This is a genomic window from Streptomyces sp. NPDC057474 (assembly GCF_042802555.1).
GTDB lineage: Bacteria > Actinomycetota > Actinomycetes > Streptomycetales > Streptomycetaceae > Streptomyces.
In genome coordinates this window covers 1-23,962 of record NZ_JBHVDX010000160.1, presented here as the reverse complement: position 1 = coordinate 23,962, position 23,962 = coordinate 1, and the positions used below count along the sequence as shown (strand labels likewise).

The 23,962-nt window shown below is 72.4% G+C and carries 20 protein-coding genes and 1 pseudogene; 11 read left to right on the top strand and 10 right to left on the bottom strand.

Annotated features, from left to right (window positions below):
- The 4 genes and pseudogenes from ACFU53_RS33330 to ACFU53_RS33315 form a co-directional block, all read right to left on the bottom strand.
- A pseudogene (locus ACFU53_RS33330) lies at positions 1 to 2,961 on the bottom strand (hypothetical protein); the annotation flags it as partial.
- A 99-nt stretch (positions 2,962 to 3,060) separates the two neighbouring features.
- Positions 3,061 to 3,939 (bottom strand): hypothetical protein, encoded by an 879-nt coding sequence (locus tag ACFU53_RS33325; protein ID WP_384000860.1) that lies wholly within the window; start codon positions 3,937 to 3,939, stop codon positions 3,061 to 3,063.
- A 154-nt stretch (positions 3,940 to 4,093) separates the two neighbouring features.
- Positions 4,094 to 5,617: a hypothetical protein gene (locus tag ACFU53_RS33320; RefSeq protein WP_384000857.1), complete on the bottom strand. Its 1,524-nt coding sequence runs from the start codon at positions 5,615 to 5,617 to the stop codon at positions 4,094 to 4,096.
- Between the two features lie 71 nt (positions 5,618 to 5,688).
- The gene (locus ACFU53_RS33315; protein ID WP_384000854.1) at positions 5,689 to 6,384 is read right to left on the bottom strand and encodes a GntR family transcriptional regulator; all 696 of its coding nucleotides are present in this window, start codon (positions 6,382 to 6,384) and stop codon (positions 5,689 to 5,691) included.
- A gap of 185 nt (positions 6,385 to 6,569) precedes the next feature.
- On the opposite strand from ACFU53_RS33315, the gene ACFU53_RS33310 reads away from it, so the two are divergent.
- From ACFU53_RS33310 to ACFU53_RS33290, 5 genes are read left to right on the top strand one after another with little or no spacing between them, the layout of a single operon-like run.
- Positions 6,570 to 7,889, top strand: a complete 1,320-nt coding sequence (locus tag ACFU53_RS33310; protein WP_384000851.1) for an MFS transporter — start codon at positions 6,570 to 6,572, stop codon at positions 7,887 to 7,889.
- 5 nt (positions 7,890 to 7,894) lie between these two features.
- Entirely contained in the window at positions 7,895 to 8,809 is a 915-nt protein-coding gene (locus ACFU53_RS33305) for a putative hydro-lyase (RefSeq protein ID WP_384000863.1), read from the top strand.
- 55 nt (positions 8,810 to 8,864) lie between these two features.
- Entirely contained in the window at positions 8,865 to 9,623 is a 759-nt protein-coding gene (locus ACFU53_RS33300; protein WP_384000848.1) for a LamB/YcsF family protein, read from the top strand.
- On the top strand, positions 9,620 to 10,231 hold the full coding sequence (locus ACFU53_RS33295) for an allophanate hydrolase subunit 1 (RefSeq protein WP_384000845.1): 612 nt from the start codon (positions 9,620 to 9,622) through the stop codon (positions 10,229 to 10,231). The genes ACFU53_RS33300 and ACFU53_RS33295 overlap by 4 nt, the downstream gene beginning before the upstream one ends.
- Positions 10,228 to 11,100: a biotin-dependent carboxyltransferase family protein gene (locus ACFU53_RS33290; RefSeq protein WP_384000842.1), complete on the top strand. Its 873-nt coding sequence runs from the start codon at positions 10,228 to 10,230 to the stop codon at positions 11,098 to 11,100. Before ACFU53_RS33295 ends, ACFU53_RS33290 begins: the two co-directional genes overlap by 4 nt.
- 25 nt (positions 11,101 to 11,125) lie before the next feature.
- Here the strand turns inward: ACFU53_RS33290 and ACFU53_RS33285 are convergent, their stop codons facing one another.
- The 5 genes from ACFU53_RS33285 to ACFU53_RS33265 form a co-directional block, all read right to left on the bottom strand.
- Positions 11,126 to 11,974: an SGNH/GDSL hydrolase family protein gene (locus tag ACFU53_RS33285; RefSeq protein WP_384000839.1), complete on the bottom strand. Its 849-nt coding sequence runs from the start codon at positions 11,972 to 11,974 to the stop codon at positions 11,126 to 11,128.
- The gene (locus tag ACFU53_RS33280; protein WP_384000837.1) at positions 11,971 to 13,131 is read right to left on the bottom strand and encodes a glycosyltransferase; all 1,161 of its coding nucleotides are present in this window, start codon (positions 13,129 to 13,131) and stop codon (positions 11,971 to 11,973) included. Before ACFU53_RS33280 ends, ACFU53_RS33285 begins: the two co-directional genes overlap by 4 nt.
- Positions 13,128 to 14,258: a glycosyltransferase family 4 protein gene (locus ACFU53_RS33275; protein WP_384000834.1), complete on the bottom strand. Its 1,131-nt coding sequence runs from the start codon at positions 14,256 to 14,258 to the stop codon at positions 13,128 to 13,130. The genes ACFU53_RS33280 and ACFU53_RS33275 overlap by 4 nt, the downstream gene beginning before the upstream one ends.
- A gap of 139 nt (positions 14,259 to 14,397) precedes the next feature.
- Positions 14,398 to 15,816 carry a HEAT repeat domain-containing protein gene (locus ACFU53_RS33270; protein WP_384000831.1) on the bottom strand — a complete coding sequence of 473 codons (1,419 nt, stop codon included), beginning with the start codon at positions 15,814 to 15,816 and terminating at the stop codon, positions 14,398 to 14,400.
- Positions 15,817 to 16,118: 302 nt separating this feature from the next.
- A complete protein-coding gene (locus tag ACFU53_RS33265) occupies positions 16,119 to 16,511 on the bottom strand; it encodes an ankyrin repeat domain-containing protein (protein WP_384000829.1) in 393 nt (130 codons plus the stop codon).
- 271 nt (positions 16,512 to 16,782) lie between these two features.
- Here ACFU53_RS33265 and ACFU53_RS33260 point away from each other — a divergent pair, with 271 nt between their 5' ends.
- Both ACFU53_RS33260 and ACFU53_RS33255 read left to right on the top strand, forming a co-directional pair.
- A complete protein-coding gene (locus ACFU53_RS33260) occupies positions 16,783 to 16,977 on the top strand; it encodes a hypothetical protein (protein WP_005485586.1) in 195 nt (64 codons plus the stop codon).
- A gap of 37 nt (positions 16,978 to 17,014) precedes the next feature.
- Positions 17,015 to 18,565, top strand: coding sequence for a hypothetical protein (locus tag ACFU53_RS33255; RefSeq protein WP_384000826.1), 1,551 nt, complete (start codon positions 17,015 to 17,017; stop codon positions 18,563 to 18,565).
- A 215-nt stretch (positions 18,566 to 18,780) separates the two neighbouring features.
- On the opposite strand, the gene ACFU53_RS33250 is transcribed toward ACFU53_RS33255, so the two are convergent.
- Positions 18,781 to 20,280, bottom strand: a complete 1,500-nt coding sequence (locus ACFU53_RS33250; protein WP_384000823.1) for a PLP-dependent aminotransferase family protein — start codon at positions 20,278 to 20,280, stop codon at positions 18,781 to 18,783.
- Between the two features lie 99 nt (positions 20,281 to 20,379).
- Here ACFU53_RS33250 and ACFU53_RS33245 point away from each other — a divergent pair, with 99 nt between their 5' ends.
- The 4 genes from ACFU53_RS33245 to ACFU53_RS33230 all read left to right on the top strand — a co-directional run bounded on the left by ACFU53_RS33245 (position 20,380) and on the right by ACFU53_RS33230 (position 23,888).
- On the top strand, positions 20,380 to 21,087 hold the full coding sequence (locus tag ACFU53_RS33245) for a YitT family protein (protein WP_384000820.1): 708 nt from the start codon (positions 20,380 to 20,382) through the stop codon (positions 21,085 to 21,087).
- Positions 21,084 to 21,851, top strand: coding sequence for a glycerophosphodiester phosphodiesterase (locus ACFU53_RS33240; RefSeq protein WP_384000817.1), 768 nt, complete (start codon positions 21,084 to 21,086; stop codon positions 21,849 to 21,851). Before ACFU53_RS33245 ends, ACFU53_RS33240 begins: the two co-directional genes overlap by 4 nt.
- Positions 21,852 to 21,892: 41 nt before the next feature.
- Complete coding sequence (locus ACFU53_RS33235) at positions 21,893 to 23,248, top strand: MFS transporter (protein WP_384000814.1); 1,356 nt, start codon at positions 21,893 to 21,895, stop codon at positions 23,246 to 23,248.
- A 265-nt stretch (positions 23,249 to 23,513) separates the two neighbouring features.
- Entirely contained in the window at positions 23,514 to 23,888 is a 375-nt protein-coding gene (locus tag ACFU53_RS33230; protein ID WP_009187548.1) for an RNA polymerase-binding protein RbpA, read from the top strand.
- The last annotated feature ends 74 nt before the right edge of the window (positions 23,889 to 23,962 follow it).

Sequence of the window (23,962 nt, the reverse complement as noted above, 5' to 3'; positions counted from 1 at the left end):
GCGGTCCTCGTCGGCGGCGCGGGCCCGCTCCAGGCAGGACTGGGCGCGGGCCTCGGACTCCGTGGCCTCGTCGGCGAGTTCGCGGAGCTTGACCTGCCAGCCGGCGCGTTCACGCAGCCGGAAGGCGAGTCCGGCGAGCGCGTCGGCGGCGCGTCGGGCCTTCTGTGCCGCTTCCTGCCGCTCGTCGCGCACCTGGGCCGCCTCGGCCGCCGCCTCCTCGGCCTCGGCCCGCACGGTCCGCGCCTCCGAGAGCTCCGCCTCGGCCTCCTCGGCGAACGCGCGCGTCTCCTGCGCGGCCGTGGCCAGCTCGGTGAGCCGACCGGCCGGGCATCCCGTGCGCCACGAGGAGAGCCGGGCCGCCAGCTCCCGGTCTTTCCCGAGCCGGGCCGCCAGCTCCCGGATCTCCTCGTCCCGCTCGGTCGCCCGCGCGCGCAGCGCCTGCCGCTCCTCGTCGGCGGCGTGCTCGTCGTGCATGGCCGGGTTCGGCGGCACGAGAAACACGTCGGGAGAGAGGCCGTCGCCCGCATCCACGGGCGGAGTCGGTGCCAGCAGGGCGGCGGCCGTGCCGACGGCCACTGCGGACCTCGGGAGCAGTGCCGCTTCGCTCAGCGCCTCGCGGGCCCGGGCGTGCGAGGCCGGGTCGGTGATGATCACGCCGTCGACCAGCTCCGGGCGCGCGGCCATCACGCGCGCGTGATCGACGGGGTCCACGGCCTGGGCGAGGTACCGCCAGCCGGGGAGGGCCGGGATGCCGTGCTCGCCGAGGAACTCGACGGTCGCCAGGACGTCCGGGCCCGGCGGCAGCAGCCCGCCGTCGCCGAGGGCGCCGAGGATGCGGGAGTCATCGGCCGCGGCGGTGCGCAGCTCGAAGAGGTGGCGCTCGGCGGACGACACGTTCTCGTCGAGCAGTTCGCGCAGTTCGTCGGCGAAGCGGTCCAGCTCCTCGGGGGTGAGGGGGCCTTCGGTGGAGGCACGCGCGCCATCGGCGGTACCGGCCGCCGTACGGGAGCCGTCGGCCGCTCCGCCACCGGCTCCGGCGGACTTCCCGGCCACCGCGCCACCCGTGCCCTCGGCGCTGCGGGGCACGGGCACCCCGGCCCGCGCCTTGCCGGTGGCGCCGGGCAGGCTCAGCAGCTCCGCCAGCCGCTCCTCGCCCGCCAGGGCCTCCGCCGTGCGCCGCTCCCCGTCGTACGCGCGGTCGGCCCCGGTCGCCGCGTCCGCCGCGCGGGCGGCCGTCAGCTCCGCGCGGGACTCCGTGGAGGCTGCCTCCCTGGCGTGCTCCGAGGCGCGGCGCGAGGCCTCGCGTGCGGTGTCCCAGGCGGCGACGGCCGTCTTCTCGGCGTCGCTGGCGGCGAGGGCGGCCCGGGCCGGATCGGCGTCGGGCGCACTGTCGTCGAGCCAGCCGGCGCGGACGGCCTCGGCGGTCTCCTGTTCGACCTCGCTGAGCCGCTGTTTCAGGTGCCCGACCTCGCTGCGGGCGCGCTGCGCCTCGGTGGCGGCGACCGTCGAGTCCCGGTGGGCGGCCTCGCCGACCTCCTGCAGGGCGGCCGACTTCTCCTCGCCCTCGTTCGCCAGGTTCTCGGCGCTCTCGGCGGCGGTGTGCAGGGCGCGTACGAGGTCGACGGCGGCCTTGGCGCGGGCGGCGAGCGCGGGGGCCGCGTCCCGCTCGGCCTCCAGGATCGCGGCGGCCACGCGGGCGAGCCGGTCGGCGGCGGCCCGTTGCCTGAGCACGGCCTCCGCCGCCTGCCAGGCGGCGTGCAGTGTGCGCGCGTCGGCCAGCTCCCGCTTCTGCGCGGCGGCCGACTTCTCGGCGGCACCCAGCGCCAACGATGCGTGCCGGTAGGCCAGTTCGGCCGCGATCAGCGCGCTGCGGTCGCGGGCTGCCTCGGAATGCGTGACCGCGTACGCGGCGGCGGTGACCCGCTGGCCGAGATCGGAGCCCCGCAACCGCTCCCGTGCGGCCCTTGCCGACAGCCGCCGGGCCAGGGTGCGGGTGCGCCGCTCGGCGCCCGCGTGGATGTCCCGGGCCCGCGCCCGCCCCTCGGCGGCCTCGACGATCCGGCCCAGCAGATCCACGGACCCGGCCGTGAAGTCCCGCTCGGCGATCAACTCCGCGCGCCGCCCTAGCTTGTTGCCGAATCCGCCGACCAGGTCGGCCAGCCCGTCCGTGTCACGCGTGTCGGTGACGGCCCGCAGCAGCAGGTCGGTGAAGTCGGAGTCCTTCTTCACCGCGAAGAGCCCGGCGGCCTCGCCCTCGTCGGCGTTCATCTCCCGCTGGTAGCGGAAGAGTTCGGGGTCGAGACCGAGGTCCGTCAGATGCTCGTTCCAGCGGTCGTGGATCTCCTCCCAGTGCACTTCGAGATGTGGATACGCCTTGCCCGCCTCGGTGATGGCGTCCCGGAAGCCCTTCATCGTCCGCCGCCGCCCCTGCGCGCCGGACGCGCCCTCGACGGGCGGCCGTACGGCGGTGGACTCGGCGACGGGAAGGTTGTCGAGGCTCAGCCCCGGGCCGGGCCGGAAGGAGTACCAGGCCTCGGCGAACTTCCGCGGATCGTTGGAGACCTGCCGCCCCCGCCACTCGCTCGCCTTGCCCACGACGACACACTCACCGGTCAGCGTGTGCTGCCACTCCAGCGCGACGTGCCCGCAGTCGTCCGCCAGCAGGAACTTCCGCAGCACACCCGAGCTGGCACCGCCCAGGGTGTTCCGGTGGCCCGGCAGCATCACCGAGAAGATCAGCTTGAGCAGGACGGACTTGCCGCCGCCGTTCTCCAGGAAGAGCACGCCGGCCGGCGCCGGCCGGCGCGGCGGACCGGTGGGCTCCTCCTCGAAGAACTCCGCCTGCTGCGGCGCGGGGTCGGGCACGTACGCGCCCACACCCCTCAGGTCCAGCACGGTGTCGGCGTAACGCGCACCGGCCGGCCCGATGGAGTAGAGGCGGACCCGGGACAGCTCGTACATGGCGGCGGACTTTCGCGGTCGTAAGGGTGGTTCGTGCGGTGCGGTCGTGACGGCGGGCCGTCGGATGCGGTCGTAGGGGTGTGCGGGTGGTCGTAGTGATCAGGAGTGGAACGGCAGCCCGGCGTCGGCCACCAGCTCCAGGTCGTCGGTGTCCTCGGCGGGCAGCAGTGTGGCCGAGCCGTCGGTGACCGGCACGATGCCCAGTTCCAGCAGCTCGGCCATCGCGGCACTGCCCGCCATGTCCCGCACCTGGAGCTGATAACGCGCGGTGGTGCGGTACGTACCGCCGTTGTCGTCCCCCGTGCGCTGCAGGAAGCCCGAGTCGGTCAGGAAGCCCACCGCCTTGCCGATGATGCCGGTGGTCGACCCGGCCAGTCTGCGCGCGTCCTTGGTGGCCCCGGTGGAACTGCGTCTCGCCCAGATCCGCCAGGCCGACTCCAGCCCCGGCGCGTCGCTCGCCGGATCGGTGTTCTCCCCCTGCTCCTCGGCCCGCTCCTCCAGCCGTCGGCAGGCCTGCCGAACGAAGGCATCGACCCCGTTGACCGACACCCGCCCGATGTACCCGTCGTCCGCGAGGTCCTCCGGCCGCGGAAACGCCATCGCGGCCACCGCGAGATGCGCCAGTCCGTGCAGGAAACGGTCCACCGAGTCGGCCGACGTCCGCCGCGCGTAGTCCCCCATCCGCACCGCGAACACGGAGTCCTCGGCCGCCGTCACCGCCATTCCCGCCCGCGGCGACACCTCCAGCACGACCAGCCCCAGCCCGGCGGCCACGGCATCGGCGAGCCGAGCGAACGCCGGATCCTCCCGATACCGCCGCAGCAGCTCCCCGTACTCCTGATCCCGAGCGGGCTGCAACTTGGCATGAAGCCCGAAGGCAACGAGCCGTGCGGCATCGGCGGCGTCAGCGGGAGTGAGGACAGCAGCCACCGGAGCAGCGGCGACTTCCGGCTCACTCCACTCGACGTGCTCACTCACGGCAGGAACTCCTTGATCTCGTAGCAAGAGGGCAGGGCAGCAAGGTACGCGCGGGGCTGTGACACTTGCGGCTCCGCCGCGTGGGCGCGACCAGCCAACGACCACCCGCACCCGGCACACGACCGGCGGTTTCTCGGCTCTCCCAGCGGAGCGTTCACGCAGCCTCCCTGTCGGCCGCCATCCCCGCCGCATCCAACAGGGCCATCCCCACTATCAGATCGGCCCCACCGAACTCGGGATCGTCCAGCTCCGTCCCGTCGTCCACAGCAAAGAGCAGCTTCCGCTCCCCCTGCCGATAGGCCGTACCAACCGGGGGACTCGCCGCATGCACAGCCAACAAGGCGACCAGATAAGGCAGTTCAGGATCCTGAAGCCGCGCCTCCGCCAACAACCCGGACAACCGTCGAGGCGCGTCCGCCGGCAGATCCAGCAGTTGCTTCGCCGCCGCCAACTGCTCATCACTGAACCGGCTGTCGTCGGGCGTGGCGATCAGATCCGGCTCCGGCATCTCCGCCCCGAGGTGCTCCCGCTCCACCGGAGGCGTGAACAGCAGATCGACGAGGTCCCCCACCCGCACGGACACGGGCGTGCGCAACCCCGTCCCTCGCGCGAAGAACGCGTCCGTCACCCGCCGGGCCCGCTCCACGGGCAGCGGCAACAGCGGCGCGACCAGATGCCCGTAGAGATCGATCCCCGAGGTCGTCATCGGCGTGGCGAAGGCCTGCCGATCCTGCTCCGCACGGAACAGCGGTCCGGCCTCCAGCAGCCGGGACTGCAGCAGCGTGTGCCGCCGGATGCAGTCCTTGACTATGTCGACGAGCTCGGCGGCACGCCGCTTCTGCTCGGGCTCCTCGGACTCGTCGCGGGCCTTGCGGATGTTGGTGAGAATCGCGTTCTCATGGCGGTAGCGGTCGGCGACGTGGTCGAGGGCCTCGGCGATCATGTCGGGCACGGTCTGGAGCCAGTCGACCGCGCGGACGTTGCGCCGGGTGGCGTCCAGCGCCCTCCGCAGCGTCTCCGAGTACTGCACGGTCCGGTAGCGCGCCTGCTCGGCGGCGAGCTGGGCGTCGGCGAGCCGGCCCCGGCTGATCAGGACCTCCAGCTTGACCTCGGCGGCGATCTGGGCACTGGTGACATCGGTGTCGAGGGCACCCACGAGGACGTTGACGGCCTCGTCGGTCGTACGGAGGTAGACACCGCCCCCATAGCCGGGGACCTCCTCGATCAGCTTGAAGTCGTAGTCGCGGCGGACATAGGTGCCGTCGGACGCGAACGTCCCGTACACGGCACGGAAGCCGCGGTCGACGCTGCCGACGTTGATCAGGTTCTCCAGGACCCAGCGGGCCACCCGCTCGTGCTCCTCGACGGGCCGCCGCGGGGCCTGGGCGGCGATGCGCGGGATGAGGCGGGCGACGATCTGGTCGTGGTCCGCGCCCGTGTCGAAGTCCATGTTCAGTGTGACCAGGTCGATGGCGGCGAGGGCGACCTCGGCCATGCCGTACACCGAGTACTCACCGGCGAGGTTCGCCTTGCGCGCGTCCAGGTCGTGCAGCGGCGCGGTGCAGGCGAGCGCGCGCAGCCGCCGCGCCAGTCCCTCGTCGGCGGCCGGGCCCAGCGCGGGGCGCGGCCCCGCGCTGAGCTGGGGCGGAACGCTGTCCGTCGATGCGGGTGAAGTCACGGTGCACAGACTAGGTCCTGGGTCTGACAACGACCCAAATCGTTCCGCCGGGCGGGGCCGGGCAGGGCGTCTCAGGAGACGTCGGCGACCCGTCGCCCGTACGCCTCCACCAGATTCTTCAGCGAGTCGTCGAGGTATGCCGCCAGCATGCGCTCGGCCTCGTCCCGCTCCCCTCGTTGCAGCGTCTGCAGGATGAGGAGATTTCGCGCCAGATACGGCTCGTACAACTTGCGCGGATTGTCCACCACATGGAACGCGAGCCGGAGCTCGGCGAAGACGCTGCGCATCAGCTCGTCGGTGCGGGCGCTGCCGGCGAGGGCGACCAGTTCGCGGTGGAAGTGGATGTTGGCGGTGGAGACACCTTTCCAGTCACCTCCGTGGGCCTCCCGCCGCCCTTCCGCTACGGCTTCGGCGAGCCCGTCGAGGCCGTACGGCGGGGCCCCGAGACCGCGTACGACGGCGCACTCGACGAGGCGGCGGGTGCGGTAGATGTCCTCGACGTCCTCGACGGTCAGCACCCGCACGAAGACGCCGCGGTTGAGCTCGTGGACGAGGAGCCGTTCATGGGTGAGCAGGCGGAACGCCTCACGGAGGGTGTTGCGGGAGACACCGAGGGCGCCGCCGATGCTGTCCTCGGACAGCCGTGTCCCGGGCGGGAAGAAGCCCTCGGCGATCCGGCTCCGGAGAATGTCCGAAACCCGCTCGGCGGTGCTGGTGCGCCCCAGGAGGGCGCGGTCGTCGGCAAGTCCGGTCAGTTCGGCGGCCATGCCCGGAATTCAACCGCAGACACAAGAACGAAACAACACGGGTATTGAAGGATCGTTCAACGATCCTCTACCTTGCTGGGCAGGCGCCCTCGGCACGGCACCGGCACCACGGCACCACAGCACGGCACGGCACGGCACGGCACGGCTCAGTCCTCACGCACTCTCCCCCTCATTGCGAGGTGCCCATGAGTACGACCCCTCCCTCCCAGGCCCGGACCTCCACGACCAAGCCCGGCACGGGCGAACCGGCCTCCGACGACGGCGCGTTCGGCTGGCTGCGCGCCCTCGGTCCGCGTGGCCGCCGCGCCTTCGGCGGCGCGTTCGGCGGCTACGCACTCGACTCGTACGACTACTTCACGCTGCCGCTGAGCATGGTCGCGCTCACGGCCTACTTCGGCCTGGACAACGGCCAGACCGGCCTGTTCACCACGGTCACACTGGTCGTCTCGGCGATCGGCGGCGCCGCCGCGGGCGTGCTCGCGGACCGGATCGGCCGGGTGAAGGCGCTGATGATCACCGTGGTGACGTATGCGGTGTTCACCGTGGCCTGCGGCTTCGCGCCCAACTACGAGACCCTGCTGGTCTTCCGCGCCCTTCAGGGGCTGGGCTTCGGCGGTGAATGGGCGGTCGGCGCGATCCTGGTCGCCGAGTACGCGAGCGCCAAGCACCGGGGGCGTACGCTCGGCGCGGTCCAGAGCTCCTGGGCCGTGGGCTGGGGACTGGCCGTGATCGTCTACACGATCGTCTTCTCCTTCCTCGACGACGACCTGGCCTGGCGCGTGATGTTCTGGACCGGCGCACTGCCCGCGCTGCTCGTGATCTGGGTGCGCCGCTCGGTCGAGGACGCCCCGAAGGCCGCTGCCGCACGCGAGAAGAGCACCGAGAAGGGCTCGTTCGCCGCGATCTTCCGGCCGGGCACGGCCACAGCTCCGGGTCTGCTGCGCACCACGGTCTTCGCGGTCCTGCTCTCCACCGGCGTCCAGGGCGGCTACTACACGCTGGCGACCTGGGTGCCCACGTATCTGAAGACGGAGCGGGGTCTGTCGGTCGTCGGCACCGGCGGCTACCTCGCATTCCTGATCTCCGGCGCCTTCATCGGCTATCTCACCGGCGGCTATCTCACCGACCGCCTGGGCCGCCGGCGGAACATCTGGCTCTTCGCCGTGCTCTCGGCGCTGTGCATCCTGGCGTACGCGAACATCCCGAGCGGCGCCGACACCCTTCTCCTGGTGCTCGGTTTCCCGCTCGGGTTCTGTATGTCGGCGATCTTCAGCGGCTTCGGCTCGTTCCTCAGCGAGCTGTACCCGTCGGCCGTCCGGGGCACCGGGCAGGGCTTCACGTACAACACCGGGCGCGCGGTGGGCGCCGTCTTCCCCACCACGGTGGGCTTCCTGGCCGACAGCTGGGGCGTCGGCGGCGCGCTGATCTTCGGCGCGATCGGCTACGGCCTGGCGGCGGTGGCCCTGCTCGGCCTCCCGGAGACGCGCGGAAAGGAACTCGTGTGAACCACGTGACGACGCAGGACCGTCCCTCGGCCCGCACCACTCAGGACCCGGCCTCCATCCCGCACGACCGCCCCTTGACCGTCGTCGACCCGCACGCGCACGCGTGGACCCCCGATACGGCGCGCGCCCGGTTCCGTTCGGGCGTGTCCGGCCCCACGGCCGGGGTCGCCGCCGGGCACACCCAGGCGAACCTGATCTCGGTGCCCGCCGACTGGGCGTACGACATGCTGCTGTTCTGCCAGCGCAACCCCAAGCCGTGTCCCGTGCTCGACGTCACGGACGCCGGTGCGTGGACGACCCCGCTCGCGGAGGGCGCGGACCTGCGCACCGACCTGCCGCGCTACCGGGTCTGGGAGCACGGCGAGTTGGTGGCCGAGCCGACGGACGTGGTGGACGTCTGGCGGGAGGACCTGGTGTCGTTCCTGATCGGGTGCAGTTTCACCTTCGAGTGGGCGCTGACCGAGGCGGGCGTCCCTATGCGCCACATCGAGCAGGGCCGCAACGTCTCCATGTACGTCACCGCCCGCGAGTGCCGGCCCGCCGGGCGGGTGCGCGGCCCGATGGTGGTGTCGATGCGCCCGGTGCCGCCCGAGCACCTGGCCGCCGCGATCCGGGAGAGCAGCCTGCTCCCGGCCGTGCACGGCGGCCCGGTGCACTGCGGCGAGGCGGCGGGCCTCGGCATCGCGGACCTGTCCCGCCCGGACTTCGGCGACCCGGTGGCCGCCGAGCCGGACGACATCCCGGTGTTCTGGGCCTGCGGCGTGACACCCCAGGCCGCGGTGATGGCCTCGCGCCCGCCGTTCGCGATCACCCACGCACCGGGCCAGATGTTCCTGACCGACGCCCGCGACGAGCAGTACCGCGTCCTCTGGCGGTCGGATCCGACAGGAAAGGGCATAGAGCAGCAGAAACAATCATAAAACGACAGTAATCGGCCATCGGAAAACCAGAGGAACAACCAGGAGAATGGGACGTATGAGCTCCATCGATCTCAACGCCGACCTCGGTGAGGGCTTCGGCCGCTGGACGCTGACCGACGACGAGCAGTTGCTGTCCGTCGTCACCAGCGCCAACGTGGCCTGCGGCTTCCACGCCGGGGACGCGGCCACCATGCGGCGGGTCTGCGAGCTGGCGGCCGAGCGCGGCGTACGGGTCGGGGCCCAGGTCTCGTACCGCGACCTGGCGGGATTCGGGCGGCGCGCGATGGATGTGCCGCCCGCCGAACTGGCGGCCGAGGTGGCGTACCAGATCGGCGCTCTGGAGGTCTTCGCCCGCGCGGCGGGCACGCGTGTGTCCTACGTGAAGCCGCACGGCGCGCTCTACAACCGGGTCGTGCATGACGAGGAGCAGGCGGCGGCGGTGGTCGACGGGGTGCTCCTCGCCGACACCACGCTGCCCGTCCTCTGCCTGCCCGGCTCACGCCTTCTGGAGCTGGCCGAGGCGGCCGGGCTGCCCGCCGTCACCGAGGCGTTCGCGGACCGCGCGTACACCGACGAGGGCACCCTGGTGCCGCGCGGCCAGGAGGGCGCCGTGATCACGGGTGCCGACGCCGTGGTCGAGCGGTCCGTCGGCCTGGCCCGCTCCGGCACGGTCGTCTCCCGCTCGGGGGAGCGCATCCCCGTCCGGGCTCGCTCGCTCTGTCTGCACGGCGACACGCCGGGCGCGGTGGAGCTGGCCCGACGGGTGCGGGCCGAGCTGGCGGCAGCGGGCGTGCGTGTGGAGGCGTTCTCATGAGGGCGCTGCCGGTCGGGGACCGCGCGCTCCTGATCGAGGTGGGCACGGGTGAGGAGGCCGAAGCACTGCACGTCGAGCTGCTGCGCCGCCGCGCGACGGGCGACCTGTCGGCCGCCGAGATCGTCCCCGCCGCCCGTACGGTCCTCCTGGACGGCCTCGACGCCCCGTCCCGCCTCGCCGAGCGCCTCGCCTCCTGGGACATTCCGCCCGTCCCTCCGCGCACGGAGGACGTCGTGGAGATCCCCGTACGGTACGACGGCCCCGATCTGCCGGACGTGGCCGCCCACTGGGGTGTCGACGTGGCCGAGGTGGCCCGTATCCACGCGGCGGCCGAGTACCGCGTGGCCTTCTGTGGCTTCGCCCCCGGCTTCGGCTACCTCACCGGGCTGCCCCGCGAGGTCCCGCGCCGGGCGACTCCGCGCACAGCCGTCCCGGCGGGGTCGGTCGCCCTGGCCGGCCCGTACACCGGCGTGTACCCGCGCTCGTCCCCGGGTGGCTGGCAGCTGATCGGTACGACGGACGCCGTTCTGTGGGACACCACGCGCGTGCCGGCCGCTCTGCTCGCGCCGGGCACCCGGGTTCGCTTCACACCCGAGGGGGCACCATGACGGACCATGCCCTCGTGGTGGTCCGCGCCGGCGCTCTGACCACCGTCCAGGACCAGGGCCGCCCCGGTCTCGCCCACCTCGGCGTACCACGTTCGGGGGCGCTTGACGCGCCCGCAGCCGAATTGACCAAACGTTTGGTAGGCAACCCCCCAGGGGCCGCCGTCCTGGAAACCACCCTCAACGGCTGCTCCGTACGGCCGCGCTCGACGGTCACCATGGCGGTCGGGGGCGCCCCCTGCCCGGTCACCGTGGACGGCCACCCGGCCCCATGGGGAGCACCGGTGCGGGTTCCCGGCGGGGCCCTCCTCGACATCGGCGCCGCCCGCTCCGGCGTACGCAGTTACCTCGCCGTCTCAGGCGGTGTGACCGTGGAGCCGGTCCTCGGCAGCCGCTCCACCGACCTGCTGTCCGGCCTCGGCCCCCCACCGTTGACGGACGGCACGGTGCTCCCGCTCGGCCGGCCGAGCCACCACCACACGCGCGCGGACGTCGTTCCGCACTTGGCGCCGCCCTCGGAACTCGTCCTGCGCGTCACCCTGGGCCCCCGCGACGACTGGTTCACGGACGCGGCGCTCCGCTCGCTCACCAGGCACCCCTACGCCGTCTCCTCCGCGAGCAACCGCATCGGGCTGCGCACGGAAGGGCCCGCCCTGGAGCGCTCCCGGGCGGGTGAACTCCCCAGCGAGGGGATGGTGCTGGGCGCCGTCCAGGTGCCGCCGGACGGCCGCCCTGTCGTCTTCCTCGCCGACCATCCGACCACCGGGGGCTACCCGGTGATCGCGGTGGTCCACCCGGCGGACCTGCCCGGCGCCGCCCAGGCCACGCCGGGCACACCGGTGCGGTTCGTCGCCGTACGACACCGCCGTTGACCGGCACCGTTCCCCTGTCGCCGCCTCACGCCACCTCCGGCCGCCGCTCGGACACGGCCAGCGCCGCCAGGGCCGACGCCACCGCGTGGGAGGCGGACAGGTCCAGCCGGGCGCTGGTGCCGCGGGCCTTGTGGCGGACCTCGGCGGCGGCGAGGGTGAGGAGCTGCGGGAGCAGGTCGGTGCAGCGCCGGGCCACCCAGCCCGTCCCCGCCGTGGCCAGCCACCAGACGCTGGCGCTGCGGGTCGGCGCCGGGAAGTCGGGCTCGGTGGAAGGAGCGGGTCCCGTGGCGATCCCCGCCTCCGTGAGCAGAGCGTGGAAACGGACGGCGAGCTGCCGGTGCCCCCGCTCGCCGGGGTGCAGCCGGTCCGCGCTCCACATCGCGCGGTCCGTCAGCCAGGCGCCCTCCGAGGCATGCAGATGGACCGCCCCGTAGCGCTCCGACAGGGCGTGGACGACGGTGTTGACGGCCCGCTGCCGCCGGGCGAGGGGCCGTGCGAGCGCCCCGGGCAGGCCGAGCATCGTCCCGGGGTCGGGCAGACACGCGGTGAGCAGGACCACGCCCCGCTCCCGGAAGGCCCCGTAGATCTCGTCGAGGCGGGCGGCGACGGCGTGGATGTCGAAGGTGCAGCGCAGGGTGTCGTTGACGCCGATGACGACGGAGACGATGTCCGGGCGGAGCGCCAGCGCGGCGGACAGCTGCCGGTCCAGCACGTCGCGCGTCTGGGAGCCGCTGACGGCCAGGTTGGTGAACTCCACTCCCGGTCCGAGCCCGTCGGCGAGCAGCGCGGCCCAGCCCCGTCGGCCGCCTTCGACGGGGTCGCCCACGCCCTCGGTGAGGGAGTCACCGAGGGCCACGAACCGCAGGGGTCTCATCCGACGCCCTCCCGCACCGGGCGCCCGACGGTCGCGTCGTGCGCGGCGAGGAACGCGTCCACCGCGGTCTGCCAGCCGAAGCACTCGGCACGCGTCCGTGCCGCCTCCCTGCGGTCGTCCTCGGGCCGGTCCAGCAGCAGTTCGACGGCGTCCGCGAAGGAGTCCCCGTTGTCCGCCGCCGTGGCCCCGGCCGACCCGATGACCTCCGGCAGCGCGGACGACGAGCTGGCCACCACGGGCGTACCGCAGGCCATCGCCTCCAACGCGGCGAGGCCGAACGTTTCGGCGGGCCCGGGGGCCAGGGCCACATCGGCGGAGGCCTGCAGGGCGCCCAGCATGTCGCGGTCGCCGACATGCCCCAGGAAGGTCACCGGCAGCCCCTTCGCCCGCTGTTCGAGCCTGCCGCGCAGCGGCCCGTCGCCGGCGACGACCAGCACGGCCCGCCGCCCACGCCTGAGCAGCGCCTCCAGCGCGTCGATGGCCGTGCCGGGCCGCTTCTCCACCGACAGCCGGGAGCACATCACCAGCAGAACGTCGTCCACGCGCGCGTGACGCTCGCGCAGCGCCGGGTCCCGCAGCGCGGGGTGCCGTCCCACAAGGTCGACGCCCAGCGGTGCCCGTACGACGTTCCGGGCACCGATCCGCACGAACTCCCGTTCGGCGAACTCGGTGGTGCACACCACCCGCGAGTAGGTGTGGGCCGTACGGACGTTGAGGGCGTCGGACGCCCGCCGGGCCATCCCCTCGGACAGCCCCCAGGTCCGCAGTACGCCGTCGGCGGTCTCGTGCGAGACCATCACCGCGCGCACCCTGGCCCGCCGGGCCCACGCCCCGGTCCAGCGCAGCGTGGTCCGGTCGGAGACCTCCAGCCGGTCGGGGCCGAGCGACTCCAGCAGGTTGGCCACCCGCCGCTTGTCCGTGAGGACGCGGTAGCCACCGGTCCCCGGCAGCAGCGGCCCGGGCAGGGTGATGACCCGCCCCTGCTCGGTCGCACTGTCGGTGTACCGCTCACCGGGCACGACGAGAACGGCCTCGTGCCCGGCCGCCTCGAACCCCTTGCCCAGCTCCCGCAGCGCGGTCCGCAGACCGCCCGAGGAGGGCGCGACGAAGTTGGCGAGCCGTACGATCCGCAGCTTCTGGGAAGTGGCCCCGATCATGCCGCCACCACCGTCCGCGTGGCCAGCACATCGGCGTAGTGCCCGATGAGCTGATCGCCGACGGCCGCCCAGGTGCGTCCCTCGACCATGGCCCGTCCGGCGGCCCCGTACGCGGCCCGGAGCGCCGGATCGGCGGCCAGGGACCACACGGCGTCGCGTACGGCGGCCGCGTCCCGCGGCGGGACCAGGAGCCCCGTGCGCCCGTGGGCGACGAGGTCCAGCGGGCCTCCGGCGGCGGGCGCCACGACGGGCACCCCGCTGGCCATGGCCTCCTGCACGGTCTGGCAGAAGGTCTCGAAGGGGCCGGTGTGGGCGAAGATGTCGAACGAGGCGAAGATCCGGGCGAGTTCGTCGCCGGTGCGGCGGCCGAGGAAGACGGCCCCTGGCAGAACTTCGCGCAGGCCGGGCTCGCTGGGCCCGTCGCCCACGACGACCACCCGTACGCCGTCCAGACCGCACACCCCGGCCAGCAGCTCGATCTGCTTCTCGGGGGCGAGGCGGCCGACGTAGCCGACGATCAGCTCACCGCCCGGCGCCAGTTCGCGGCGCAGCGCCTCGTCGCGCAGGTCGGGGCGGAACCGGACGGTGTCCACACCGCGCGGCCACAGGCTGACCCGGGGCACGCCGTGTGCCTCAAGGTCGCGCAGGGCCGCGCTGGACGGGGCGAGGGTGCGGTCGGCGGCGGCGTGGACGGAGCGGATGCGCCGCCAGGCCGCCGCCTCGCCGGCGTGGACGTAGGTGCGGGCGTATCCGGCGAGGTCGGTCTGGTAGATGGCGACGGCGGGGACACCGAGGCGGGCGGCGGCCGCCATGCCGCGTACGCCGAGGACGAAGGGGCTGGCCAGGTGGACGATGTCGGCCCGGTGTTCGACGATCGCCGCGGCGACCCGGCGGCTGGGCAGGGCGACACGGACCTGGGGGTAGCCCGGGAGCGGAAGGGAAGGGACGCGGACGACGGGGCACGGCGCCTGGAGATCGGCTCCTGCGCCGGTTCCCTGGGCGGTGGCCGGGGCCACGACGAGCGGGGCGTGCCCCCGCGCGACGAGGTGTCGCGCGGTCTGCAGGGCGCAGTGGGCCACGCCGTTCACATCGGGGGGAAAGGACTCGGTCACTATGACGACACGCATACCCGTGTTGTCGTCGTGCTGGACGTGGCCGCGTCAACGTGGATCTTTCCTGACGGAAAACGTCCCATGAGCGTTGCGCTGCACCCATGTCCAGGTCAGGCCGCGTCCATGCCCTCCTGACTTCCGAGTCACCCGATGTTCACACTGCGGGCCTGTCAGGGCCGATTCGGCTGCGCACGGCTGTCTGGACCTCGGCCTCCTCGGCCGGGTCGGCGGCGAGTCGGCGGAGCTGGTCGACGACTCGCGCGTCTCCCGTCTCGGCGTGCCGGGCGGCGATCTCGCGGGTGGTCTCCTCGCAGTCCCAGAGGCACTCGACGGCGAAGCCGGCCGGGAAGGAGGGGTCGGTGGCGGCGAGCGCGCGGGCGGCGCGGCCACGGAGGTGGGAGGAGGCGGTCTCGCGGTAGATGTGGCGCAGGACGGGCGCGGCGCAGGCGATGCCCAGGCGGCCGGTGCCGTCGACGAGCGTCCACAGGGTCGGCGCGTCCGGCCCTTCGCCGCGTACGGCCTCCCGCAGCGCGCCCAACACCAGGTCGCTGTCCTTGGCTCCGCCGAGACAGGCGAGCATCCGTCCAGCGGCGGCGCCCAGCGGGTCGGGCCTGTGCACCCAGCCGCGCGCCCGGTCGACGGCGGCCATGCTGCGCATCCGTTCGAAGGCGTCGACGGCGGCCTCCACGACCATCGTCGTTCCGTCGGTCACGGCGCCCTCGATCAGCTCGAGGGCGTCGGGATCGTTGCCGTCGGCGAGGTAGCGCAAGGCGGTACAGCGGGCGCCGTCGTCACCGGACCGGGCGGCGACGAGGATCTCGGGCCGGTCCTCGGGGCCGGCGACGGCCGTGAGACAGCGGGCGGCCGGCACATGGAGGACGGCTCCGCGTTCGATACCCTGCTGGGCCCATTCGAACACCGCCTTGACGCTCCACCCGGGCCGGGGCCCGCTCGGTCGCATCTGCCGCTGCCAGCGGTCGAAACAGCCGGTTTCCTGGGCGGCACGCACGCGCGTGGCGATGCCTTCGCGGGGATCGTCGGCCCACAGCCGCCAGGGCCGGGGTTCGAAGGCGTCGCGGACGGCGGCGGCCAGCTCGGCCTCGCCCTCCGGATCGGTGGTGAAGCGGGCCAGGACGGGTTCGGCGAGGGCGCGCAGCCCTTCGTCGTCGTCCCTGAGGGCCAGCTCGTCCAGGGCCCAGGCCCAACTGGTGCCCACGGCGGCGTACCTGCGCAACAGTTCGAGCGCGTCCCGCCTGCCGTACGAGGCGAGGTGCCCGAGGACCGCGAGGGCAAGTCCGGTGCGTGACTCGCAGGTGTCGAGCACGTCCTCGGCGTCGAAGAGGTGCCGCTCGATCTCGTCGAGCTCGCCGCTGAGATCGAGGTAGAGACGGGCGTAGTACAGGGAGCGGTTCTCCACCTGCCAGTCGTGGCGGGGGTCGCTCAGTACACAGTGGTTCAGTGCCGCGACCGCCTCGGACCGCGGGGCGGTGAGCGCGTGCAGGGTGCCGTCGCCGCGGCCTCGCTGCAGCAGGCCGAGCAGCGTACCGCTGGGCGCTATGACCGGTTCGAACATGGGAAACAGCCTCACATCAAGCGTCGACGCAACCGGGGATCGTGCACTACCTGGCCGCGTGACAACACGTCGGGGCGCCCGCCGTCTCTTGCTTGCTGTAGACCATCTTCCTCTGCCTCTCGTCGGTGGCCCATGCGGACCGCGTCACGGCCCACGCGGTGCGGCAACACCCGCCCAGCCATCATGTCCGTGAATCACGACGTCATGATGACCCGGCGGTTCTTCCTGCCGCGACCGAAATATCCGGCGGCCCCGTACCGCCTCCCCCGTCTTTCGTGTTTTACCTGGTCAGAACGTGTGGATCAGTGCGCTGCGAACAGTTCGAGCAGTTGGGTCCTACCGAACATCCGGGCGGTGTCGACCGCGTTCGGAGTGCCCGCGACCGGGTCGGCCCCGCCGTCCAGAAGGACCCGGATGACGCCCTCCTCGCCCTTGAAAACCGCCCCGGCGAGGGGAGTCTGGCCCCGGTCGTTGACGCGATCGGCCTCACCGCCACGGGCCAGGAGGGCCCGTACGGCGTCGGCGTGACCGTGGTACGCGGCGAGCATCACGAGCGAGTCGCCGCGGTCATTGGTGAGGTTTGCCGGAACACCCGCGTCGACATACGTCACAAGCGCCTCGGTCTCGCCCCGTCGGGCCAGATCGAAGATCTTGGTCGCCAGCTCCACGACCTCCAGGTCGGGGGCTTCGCTCATCGCCGGGACCGCCTCTCACATACGCGCTTCGAGCCAAACGGGTGAATCGCCAGGGTACTGGCTCGACGCACACATCAGCGGACACAGCCGAGGCAAAGATCACACCGAGTCCCGTGGCGCGCAACAGCCCAGCCCGGACGGCCCAACGACGATACGGCCACCCGGGCGAAATCTTCAGAATTTCACCCAGTTGCACCTTTTATCGTATGGATACATGCTGTGACCTTGGAAGAACTCATGGTGACTGTCCCCATCAACCAGGAGAGCCCAAATGATCCTGAACATCTCCGGCGTCGTCCTGCTCGGCGTCATCGTCTTCCTGTTCTTCCGCAAGGACGGCCTGAAGGCCTCGCACTGCATCGTCGTCACCCTCTTCGGCTTCTACCTCGCCAGTACGGGCATCGCCCCGAGCATCACGGCGGGCGGCGAGAGCCTCGCGAGCCTCCTCGGTGGGATCAAGTTCTGACCCCGTCCCCATCCGCACGCACCCCCAGGAGACAGCCGTGGCCCGGGTTCCCCTCCCCCGCATTCTGAGCAGCGGCGGCGCGCACCTCGCCAGGAGCCGGGAGCTGGCCCGGACGGCGGCCGACGGCGCCACCGACGTCCTCCACCCGTTGATCACGATCACGCGTGGACTGCGCCGGCTGGTCGCCGCCGGGCGGCACAGATGGGCCGAGACCCCCAAGGACCGCCGCGGGTCACTGCTCTTCCTGGCGGCCTCGGTCGTCCTGGTCGTGACCCTGGTGCCGTACGGCCTGCTGCTCGCCGTCATCGCCCTGATGGCGGCGGCAGCCTGGGCGGGCCGCGACGGCGCCGCTTCGGAGCCCACCGGCCCCGACGAGTCCCAGACCCAGCGTCTACGGTCCCTCTACGAGGCCCTGGTCCCGTACTTCTCGGCCGCCGAGGACCCCGAGCCCCTCTATTCGCACGGCGGCGCCTGGGACAAGGCCTTTCCCACCTACGCGTTCGACAGCACCGGCCGCGTCTGCCATCTGCTGATCCGCTATCCCGCGTACTTCACCGACAGCGAGGCGGAAGCCCGCGCGCGCATCGAGCAGCTGCTGCACGCCAAGGCGGGCCGCGGCCGTGAGTACCGCTTCACCTGGGACGAGGAAGGCAACGAACTCACCGTCGCCGTCCTCTCTCCGCTCGCCACCGACATCGCCGCCCAGCGCTTCGTGACGGCCCCGGGCGAGACGGTCCTCGGCTTCACCGACGCCACCCACGTCCAGCGCACCCTCCCCCTCTCCTGCGGAGAGGAGCAACGCGACGTGCCGCCGGTCGTCTGGCGCACCGGCGTCCGCTCCACCGAACCGCACCTGCTGGCCGTGGGCGAACCGGGCAGCGGCACGACGACCCTGCTCCGCTCGATCGCCCTCCAGGCCCTCCAGCACGGCGATGTCGTCATCGTCGAGGGCGGCGGCAACGGCGAGTACGCCTGCCTCACCGGCCGCGACGGGGTCCTGGCCGTGGAGAGCGGCCTCTCCGGAGCCCTGGCGAGCCTGGAGTGGGCGTCCCAGGAGACGGAACGCCGACTGATCGCCACGAATCGCGCCCGCCAGGCCGGCCATCCCGCACCGGACGACATCCGCCGGCCCCTCTGGCTCCTCCTCGACCGCCCGAGCGTACTGACCCACCTCGCCGCGGCCGACGGCCGGAGCGACCCGCAGTCCCTCCTCCAGGTCCCCCTGCGGCACGGCCGCGCGGTCAACGTGACGGTGGTGGTCACCGAACAGTTCGACCACCTGGACACTCTCACCGACGCGGTACGCCAGCACACACGCGCGCGCGTGGTCCTGGGCCCCGCCTCCCTCGAGCAAGTGGAAACGGTCCTGGGCGCCCCACCCCCCACCACCCCCACCCCGGACGTCCCCCCAGGCCGCGGCTACGCCCGCCTGGGACCCGCCCCCACCCTCCGCCTCCAGGTCCCCACCACCCCGGACCCCTACGACGAAAACACCCCCGAACCCCACCGCCAGGCAGTCCTGGACCTCCTGCCACCCCACACGACCCCGGCGGACTCCCTCACGAAGGCAGCGGTGGCGGAGACCTGAGGCGACTGCCCACCGCAGTACTCAGCTGCGGGCAGCCCGAGCCGCTGGGTCGGCCCACCCACACAGCGGCACCGGGAAGAAGCCGACCTGCCGTAGCCGCGGGCAGTCGTGCCGCCAGGGGCGGCACGGGTGGGCGCAGCGGCACCCGGCAAGCGCCGGTGAGCGAGACCGACCCCCGCCCAGCCGGAGCCGCCGGGCACCCACACAGCAGACCGTCACGCCACGAACGTCCGCGGCCCCTCGTTCCCGCGCGACGCCCCGTCCCGCACCAGCCGCGCCGCCGCGGCCAACCGCACGGCCGCCTCCTCGGCGACCGCTCCCCCCACGGTGAACGGCAGCCGCACATACCCCTCGAAGGCCCCGTCGACCCCGAACCGAGGCCCCGACGGCACCCGCACCCCCACCCGCTCCCCCATTTCGGCGATCCGAGACCCCGACAGCCCCCCGGTACGAACCCACAGGGTCAGCCCACCCCGAGGCTCCGAGAACTCCCAGTCCGGCAGCTCCCGACGCACCGCGGCCACCAACGCGTCCCGGTTCCCCCGCGCCTGCTCCCGCCGGATCCCCACAGCCTGCGCCCAACCCCCGGTATGCATCAGCCAGTTCACGGCCAACTGCTCCAGCACCGGCGTCCCCAGATCCGCGTACGCCCGCGCCGCGACGAGACTCCGGATGACATCCGGCGCCGCCCGCACCCACCCGATCCGCATGCCCGCCCAGAACGCCTTGCTCGCCGACCCGACCGTGATGACCGTGGACCCCGCCGGATCGAACGCGCAGACCGGCCGCGGCATCTCCACACCGTCGTCGAGCCACAGCTCACTCATCGTCTCGTCGGCGACGAGCACCGTCCCGGCACCCCGCGCCGCGTCGACGAGCCCCCGCCGCCGGTCCTCGTCGGCGAGCGCCCCGGTCGGATTGTGGAAGTCTGCGACGACGTACGCGAGCCGCGGCGCCGCGTCCCGCAGGACCTGCCGCCACCGGTCCATGTCCCACCCGGCGAGCCCGTCGGCCATGGCCACCGGCACCAGCCGCGCCCCCGCCTCCCGCATCAACTGCAGAATGTTGGCGTACGAAGGCGACTCCACCGCGATCCGCTCCCCGCGCCCCGCGAAGAGGTGACAGATGGCGTCCATGGCCCCCATGGCACCCGTGGTCACCATGATCTGCTCGGGCATGGTCGGGATCCCGCGCGCGGTGTACCGGTCGGCGAGCATGGAGCGGAGCGCGGGCAGCCCGGCCGGATAGTCACCGTGCGTGTGGGCGTAGGGCGGCAGCTCCTCCAGCGCGCCCTGCACGGCCCGGGTGAGCCAGGGCTCGGGGGCGGGCAGGGCCGCGCAGCCCAGGTCGATCATCGAGCCGAGCGCCTCGGGCGGCAGCGGTTCCAGTCCGCGCGCGGGCAACGGCTTCCCGGCCGGTACGGCGGTCCAGCTGCCGGCTCCCCGCCGGGACTCCAGGAACCCTTCCGTGCGCAGTGCCTCGTAGGCCGCCGCGACGGTCGTACGGCTGACGGAGAGGGACAGGGCCAGCTCGCGCTCGGCCGGCAGCCGGGCGGCCACGGGCACGCGGCCCTCCAGCACCAGCAGCCGGATCCCGTCGGCGAGCGCACGGTAGGCGGGCGGGCGGCGTGTGCCCGGGCCGGCGGGGCGCTCCTGCTGCGAGGTGAGCAGCCGCGCGAGCTGAGCCGCGCCGACCGCCGAAGTCCACTGCGCCATGATTTCCAGTCCACCTTCCCCTAATTGGCCATGGATTGCTTCACATTCCAAGCCACAGAGTGTCATGCGTCAGGCCAACAACACCACCGGGGGGACGTCTTGCCCGCACAGCCCGAACCACAGCCCTCGGCAGCGCACGAGCCGCAGCACCGTCCGAACCATCCGAAACACCGTCTGGGCCGACGGCTGACCCAGCTCTACACCGGCCTCGCGCTGTACGGCGCCAGCTCCGCGCTCCTCGTGGAGGCGGGCCTCGGCCTGGAGCCCTGGAACGTGCTGCACCAGGGGCTGGCGGAACTGACCGGCCTGACCATCGGCGTGGTGTCGATCGTCGTGGGCGCGATGGTGCTGCTCCTGTGGATCCCGCTGCGCCAGCGCCCGGGCCTCGGCACGGTCTCCAATGTCTTCGTGGTCGGCATCGCGATGGACGCCACCCTGGCCCTGGTGCCCGAGGCGCACACCATGGCCGTACGGATTCCTCTCCTGATCGCCGGAATCGTGCTCAACGGCGTGGCGACCGGCCTCTACATCGCGGCCCGGTTCGGCCCGGGTCCGCGCGACGGCCTGATGACGGGACTGCACCGGCGTACCGGCCGCTCGGTCCGGCTGATGCGGACGGCCGTGGAGGTGGCGGTGCTGGCGACCGGCTTCGCCCTCGGCGGCACGGTCGGCGTGGGCACTCTCCTCTACGCCCTCTCCATCGGCCCGCTCGCCCAGCTGTTCCTGCGCGTGTTCGCCGTCTCCTCGGAATCCGGCAGCACGGTCGTTGCCACCGGTCCATCGGAGCGGGCCATACTGCCCGGGTGACCGCGCTCATACGCCACCCCTACCTCGACCATCCGGGCCCGATAGCCTTCGCCCACCGGGGCGGGGCGGCGGACGGCCTGGAGAACACCATGGCCCAGTTCCGACGGGCGGTGGAGTCGGGTTACCGCTACATCGAGACCGATGTCCACGCCACGCTCGACGGCAAGCTGGTCGCCTTCCACGACTCGACCCTGGACCGGATGACCGACGGGGCGGGCCGAATAGCGGACCTGCCGTGGAAGGAGATCCAGCACGCGCGCGTGGCCGGCGTCGAGCCCGTCCCCCTCTTCGAGGAACTCCTCGAAGTCTTCCCCGAGGTCCGCTGGAACGTCGACATCAAGGCGGAGCCCGCGCTCCATCCCCTCCTCAATCTGATAGCCCGCACCGACTCCTGGGACCGCGTCTGCGTCGGCTCCTTCTCCGAGCCCCGGGTCGCCCGCGCCCAGCGCCTCGCCGGACCGCGCCTGGCCACTTCGTACGGCACGAGCGGCGTCCTGGGCCTGCGGCTGCGGTCCTGGGGTGTCCCGGCGGCGGTGCGCCGCTCGGCCGTCGCCGCGCAGGTGCCCCAGGCGCAGTCCGGGGTGCCTGTGGTCGACCACCGGTTCGTCCGCGCCGCCCACGCGCGCGGGCTGCACGTCCACGTCTGGACCGTGAACGAACCGCAACGTATGCACCGGCTCCTGGACCTCGGCGTCGATGGCATCATGACCGATCACATCGACACGCTGCGCAAAGTGCTTGAGGACCGGGGAACCTGGGCCTGACGCCCTCGCGCGGCCCGTACACGGGGAAGCGAGGGGCGCGGGTGGGCACCGACACCGTGCGGACGGACGCGGCGGACGAGGCCGCGGGCAGACGGCGCGAACAGCGCGGCTGGTACTTCTACGACTGGGCCTGCTCCGTCTACTCGACCAGCGTCCTGACCGTGTTCCTCGGCCCCTATCTGACCGAGGTCGCCAAGTCCGCCGCCGACACGGACGGTTACGTACACCCCCTGGGCATACCGGTCCGCGCCGGCTCCTTCTTCGCCTACTCGGTGTCCCTGTCGGTGATCCTCGCCGTCGTGATCATGCCGCTGGTGGGCGCGGCGGCCGACCGCACGGGCCGTAAGAAGCCCCTCCTGGGCGCGGCCGCCTATGTCGGTGCCGCCGCGACCGCGGGCCTGTTCTTCCTGGACGGCGACCGCTACTTCCTCGGCGGCGTCCTGCTGATCGTCGCGAACGCGGCGCAGTCCGTCGCGATGATGCTCTACAACTCCTATCTGCCCCAGATCGCACCCCCCGAGGAACGCGACGCCGTCTCCTCCCGGGGCTGGGCCTTCGGCTACGCGGCCGGCTCGCTGGTCCTGGTGGCGAACCTGATCCTCTTCACCGCCCACGACACCTTCGGTGTCTCCGAGGGCATGGCCGTCCGCATCTGTCTGGCCTCGGCCGGCCTGTGGTGGGGTGCCTTCACCCTCATCCCGCTCCGCCGCCTCCGCGACCGCCGCATCCCTGCGGGCGAGACCGGGGAAGCGACCGCCCCCGGTCTGCGCCGGCTCGCGGCGACCGTCCGCGACATGCGCCGTCATCCGCTGACCCTGGGCTTCCTCCTCGCCTACCTCGTCTACAACGACGGCATCCAGACGGTGATCTCCCAGGCCTCGGTGTACGGCTCCGAAGAACTCGACCTGGAGCAGTCCACGCTCATCGTGGCGGTCCTGCTGGTGCAGATCCTGGCGGTGGGCGGCGCCCTCGGCATGGGCCGGCTCTCCCGCCGGTACGGCGCCAAGCGCACGATCCTCGGCTCCCTGGTCGCCTGGACCTTGATCCTCGCCGCCGGCTACTTCCTCCCGGCGGGCGCCCCTGTGTGGTTCTTCGTCCTCGCCTCGGGCATCGGTCTGGTCCTCGGCGGCAGCCAGGCCCTCTCCCGCTCCCTCTTCTCCCACCTCGTACCGCCCGGCAAGGAGGCCGAGTACTTCTCCGCGTACGAGATGAGCGACCGCGGTATGAGCTGGCTGGGCCCGCTGCTGTTCGGTCTGACCTACCAGTTGACCGGAAGTTATCGGGACGCGATCATCTCGCTGGTCGTCTTCTTCGTCCTGGGATTCGCCCTGCTCGCGAGGGTTCCGGTGCGGCGGGCGATCAGCGACGCGGGCAATCCCGTGCCCGACAGGATTTAGCGCCTGGAGCGAAAGAGCTGTAGTGTACGCGTTTGGCCTGCCAGGCGTACCGTTACTGCGCGTCAAAGATGCCGAACGCTAGGTGACATCTACTGTCAGATGTGACAAACCGGGCGCGGGTGGGTACAACAAGGGCGGCTACGACGGCGACGCATGACCCGGAACGGGACACGGAACGGGAATCTTTACCGCCGACCGGACGTTGACCGGATGACGACGACAGCGACACCTGTCCTGTGGGCGACAAGCCCGGGAGGCACGATTCATGAGTGAGCGAGCTCTTCGCGGCACGCGCCTCGTGGTGACCAGCTACGAGACGGACCGCGGTATCGACTTGGCTCCGCGCCAGGCCGTGGAGTACGCATGCGAGAAGGGGCACCGCTTCGAGATGCCCTTCTCGGTCGAGGCGGAGATTCCGCCGGAGTGGGAGTGCAAGGTCTGCGGGGCCCCAGCACTCCTCGTGGACGGCGACGGCCCTGAGGAAAAGAAGGCCAAGCCCGCGCGTACACATTGGGACATGCTGATGGAGCGGCGCACCCGTGAGGAACTCGAAGAGGTCCTCGAAGAGCGCCTAGCGGTTCTCCGCTCCGGCGCGATGAACATCGCGGTACATCCGCGAGACAGCCGCAAGTCCGCGTGACCCGCCCCTTCGGGGGTTAGGCGGACCACACAGCGCAACCGATGACCGCGGGCGCCGTACGCACATGTACGGCG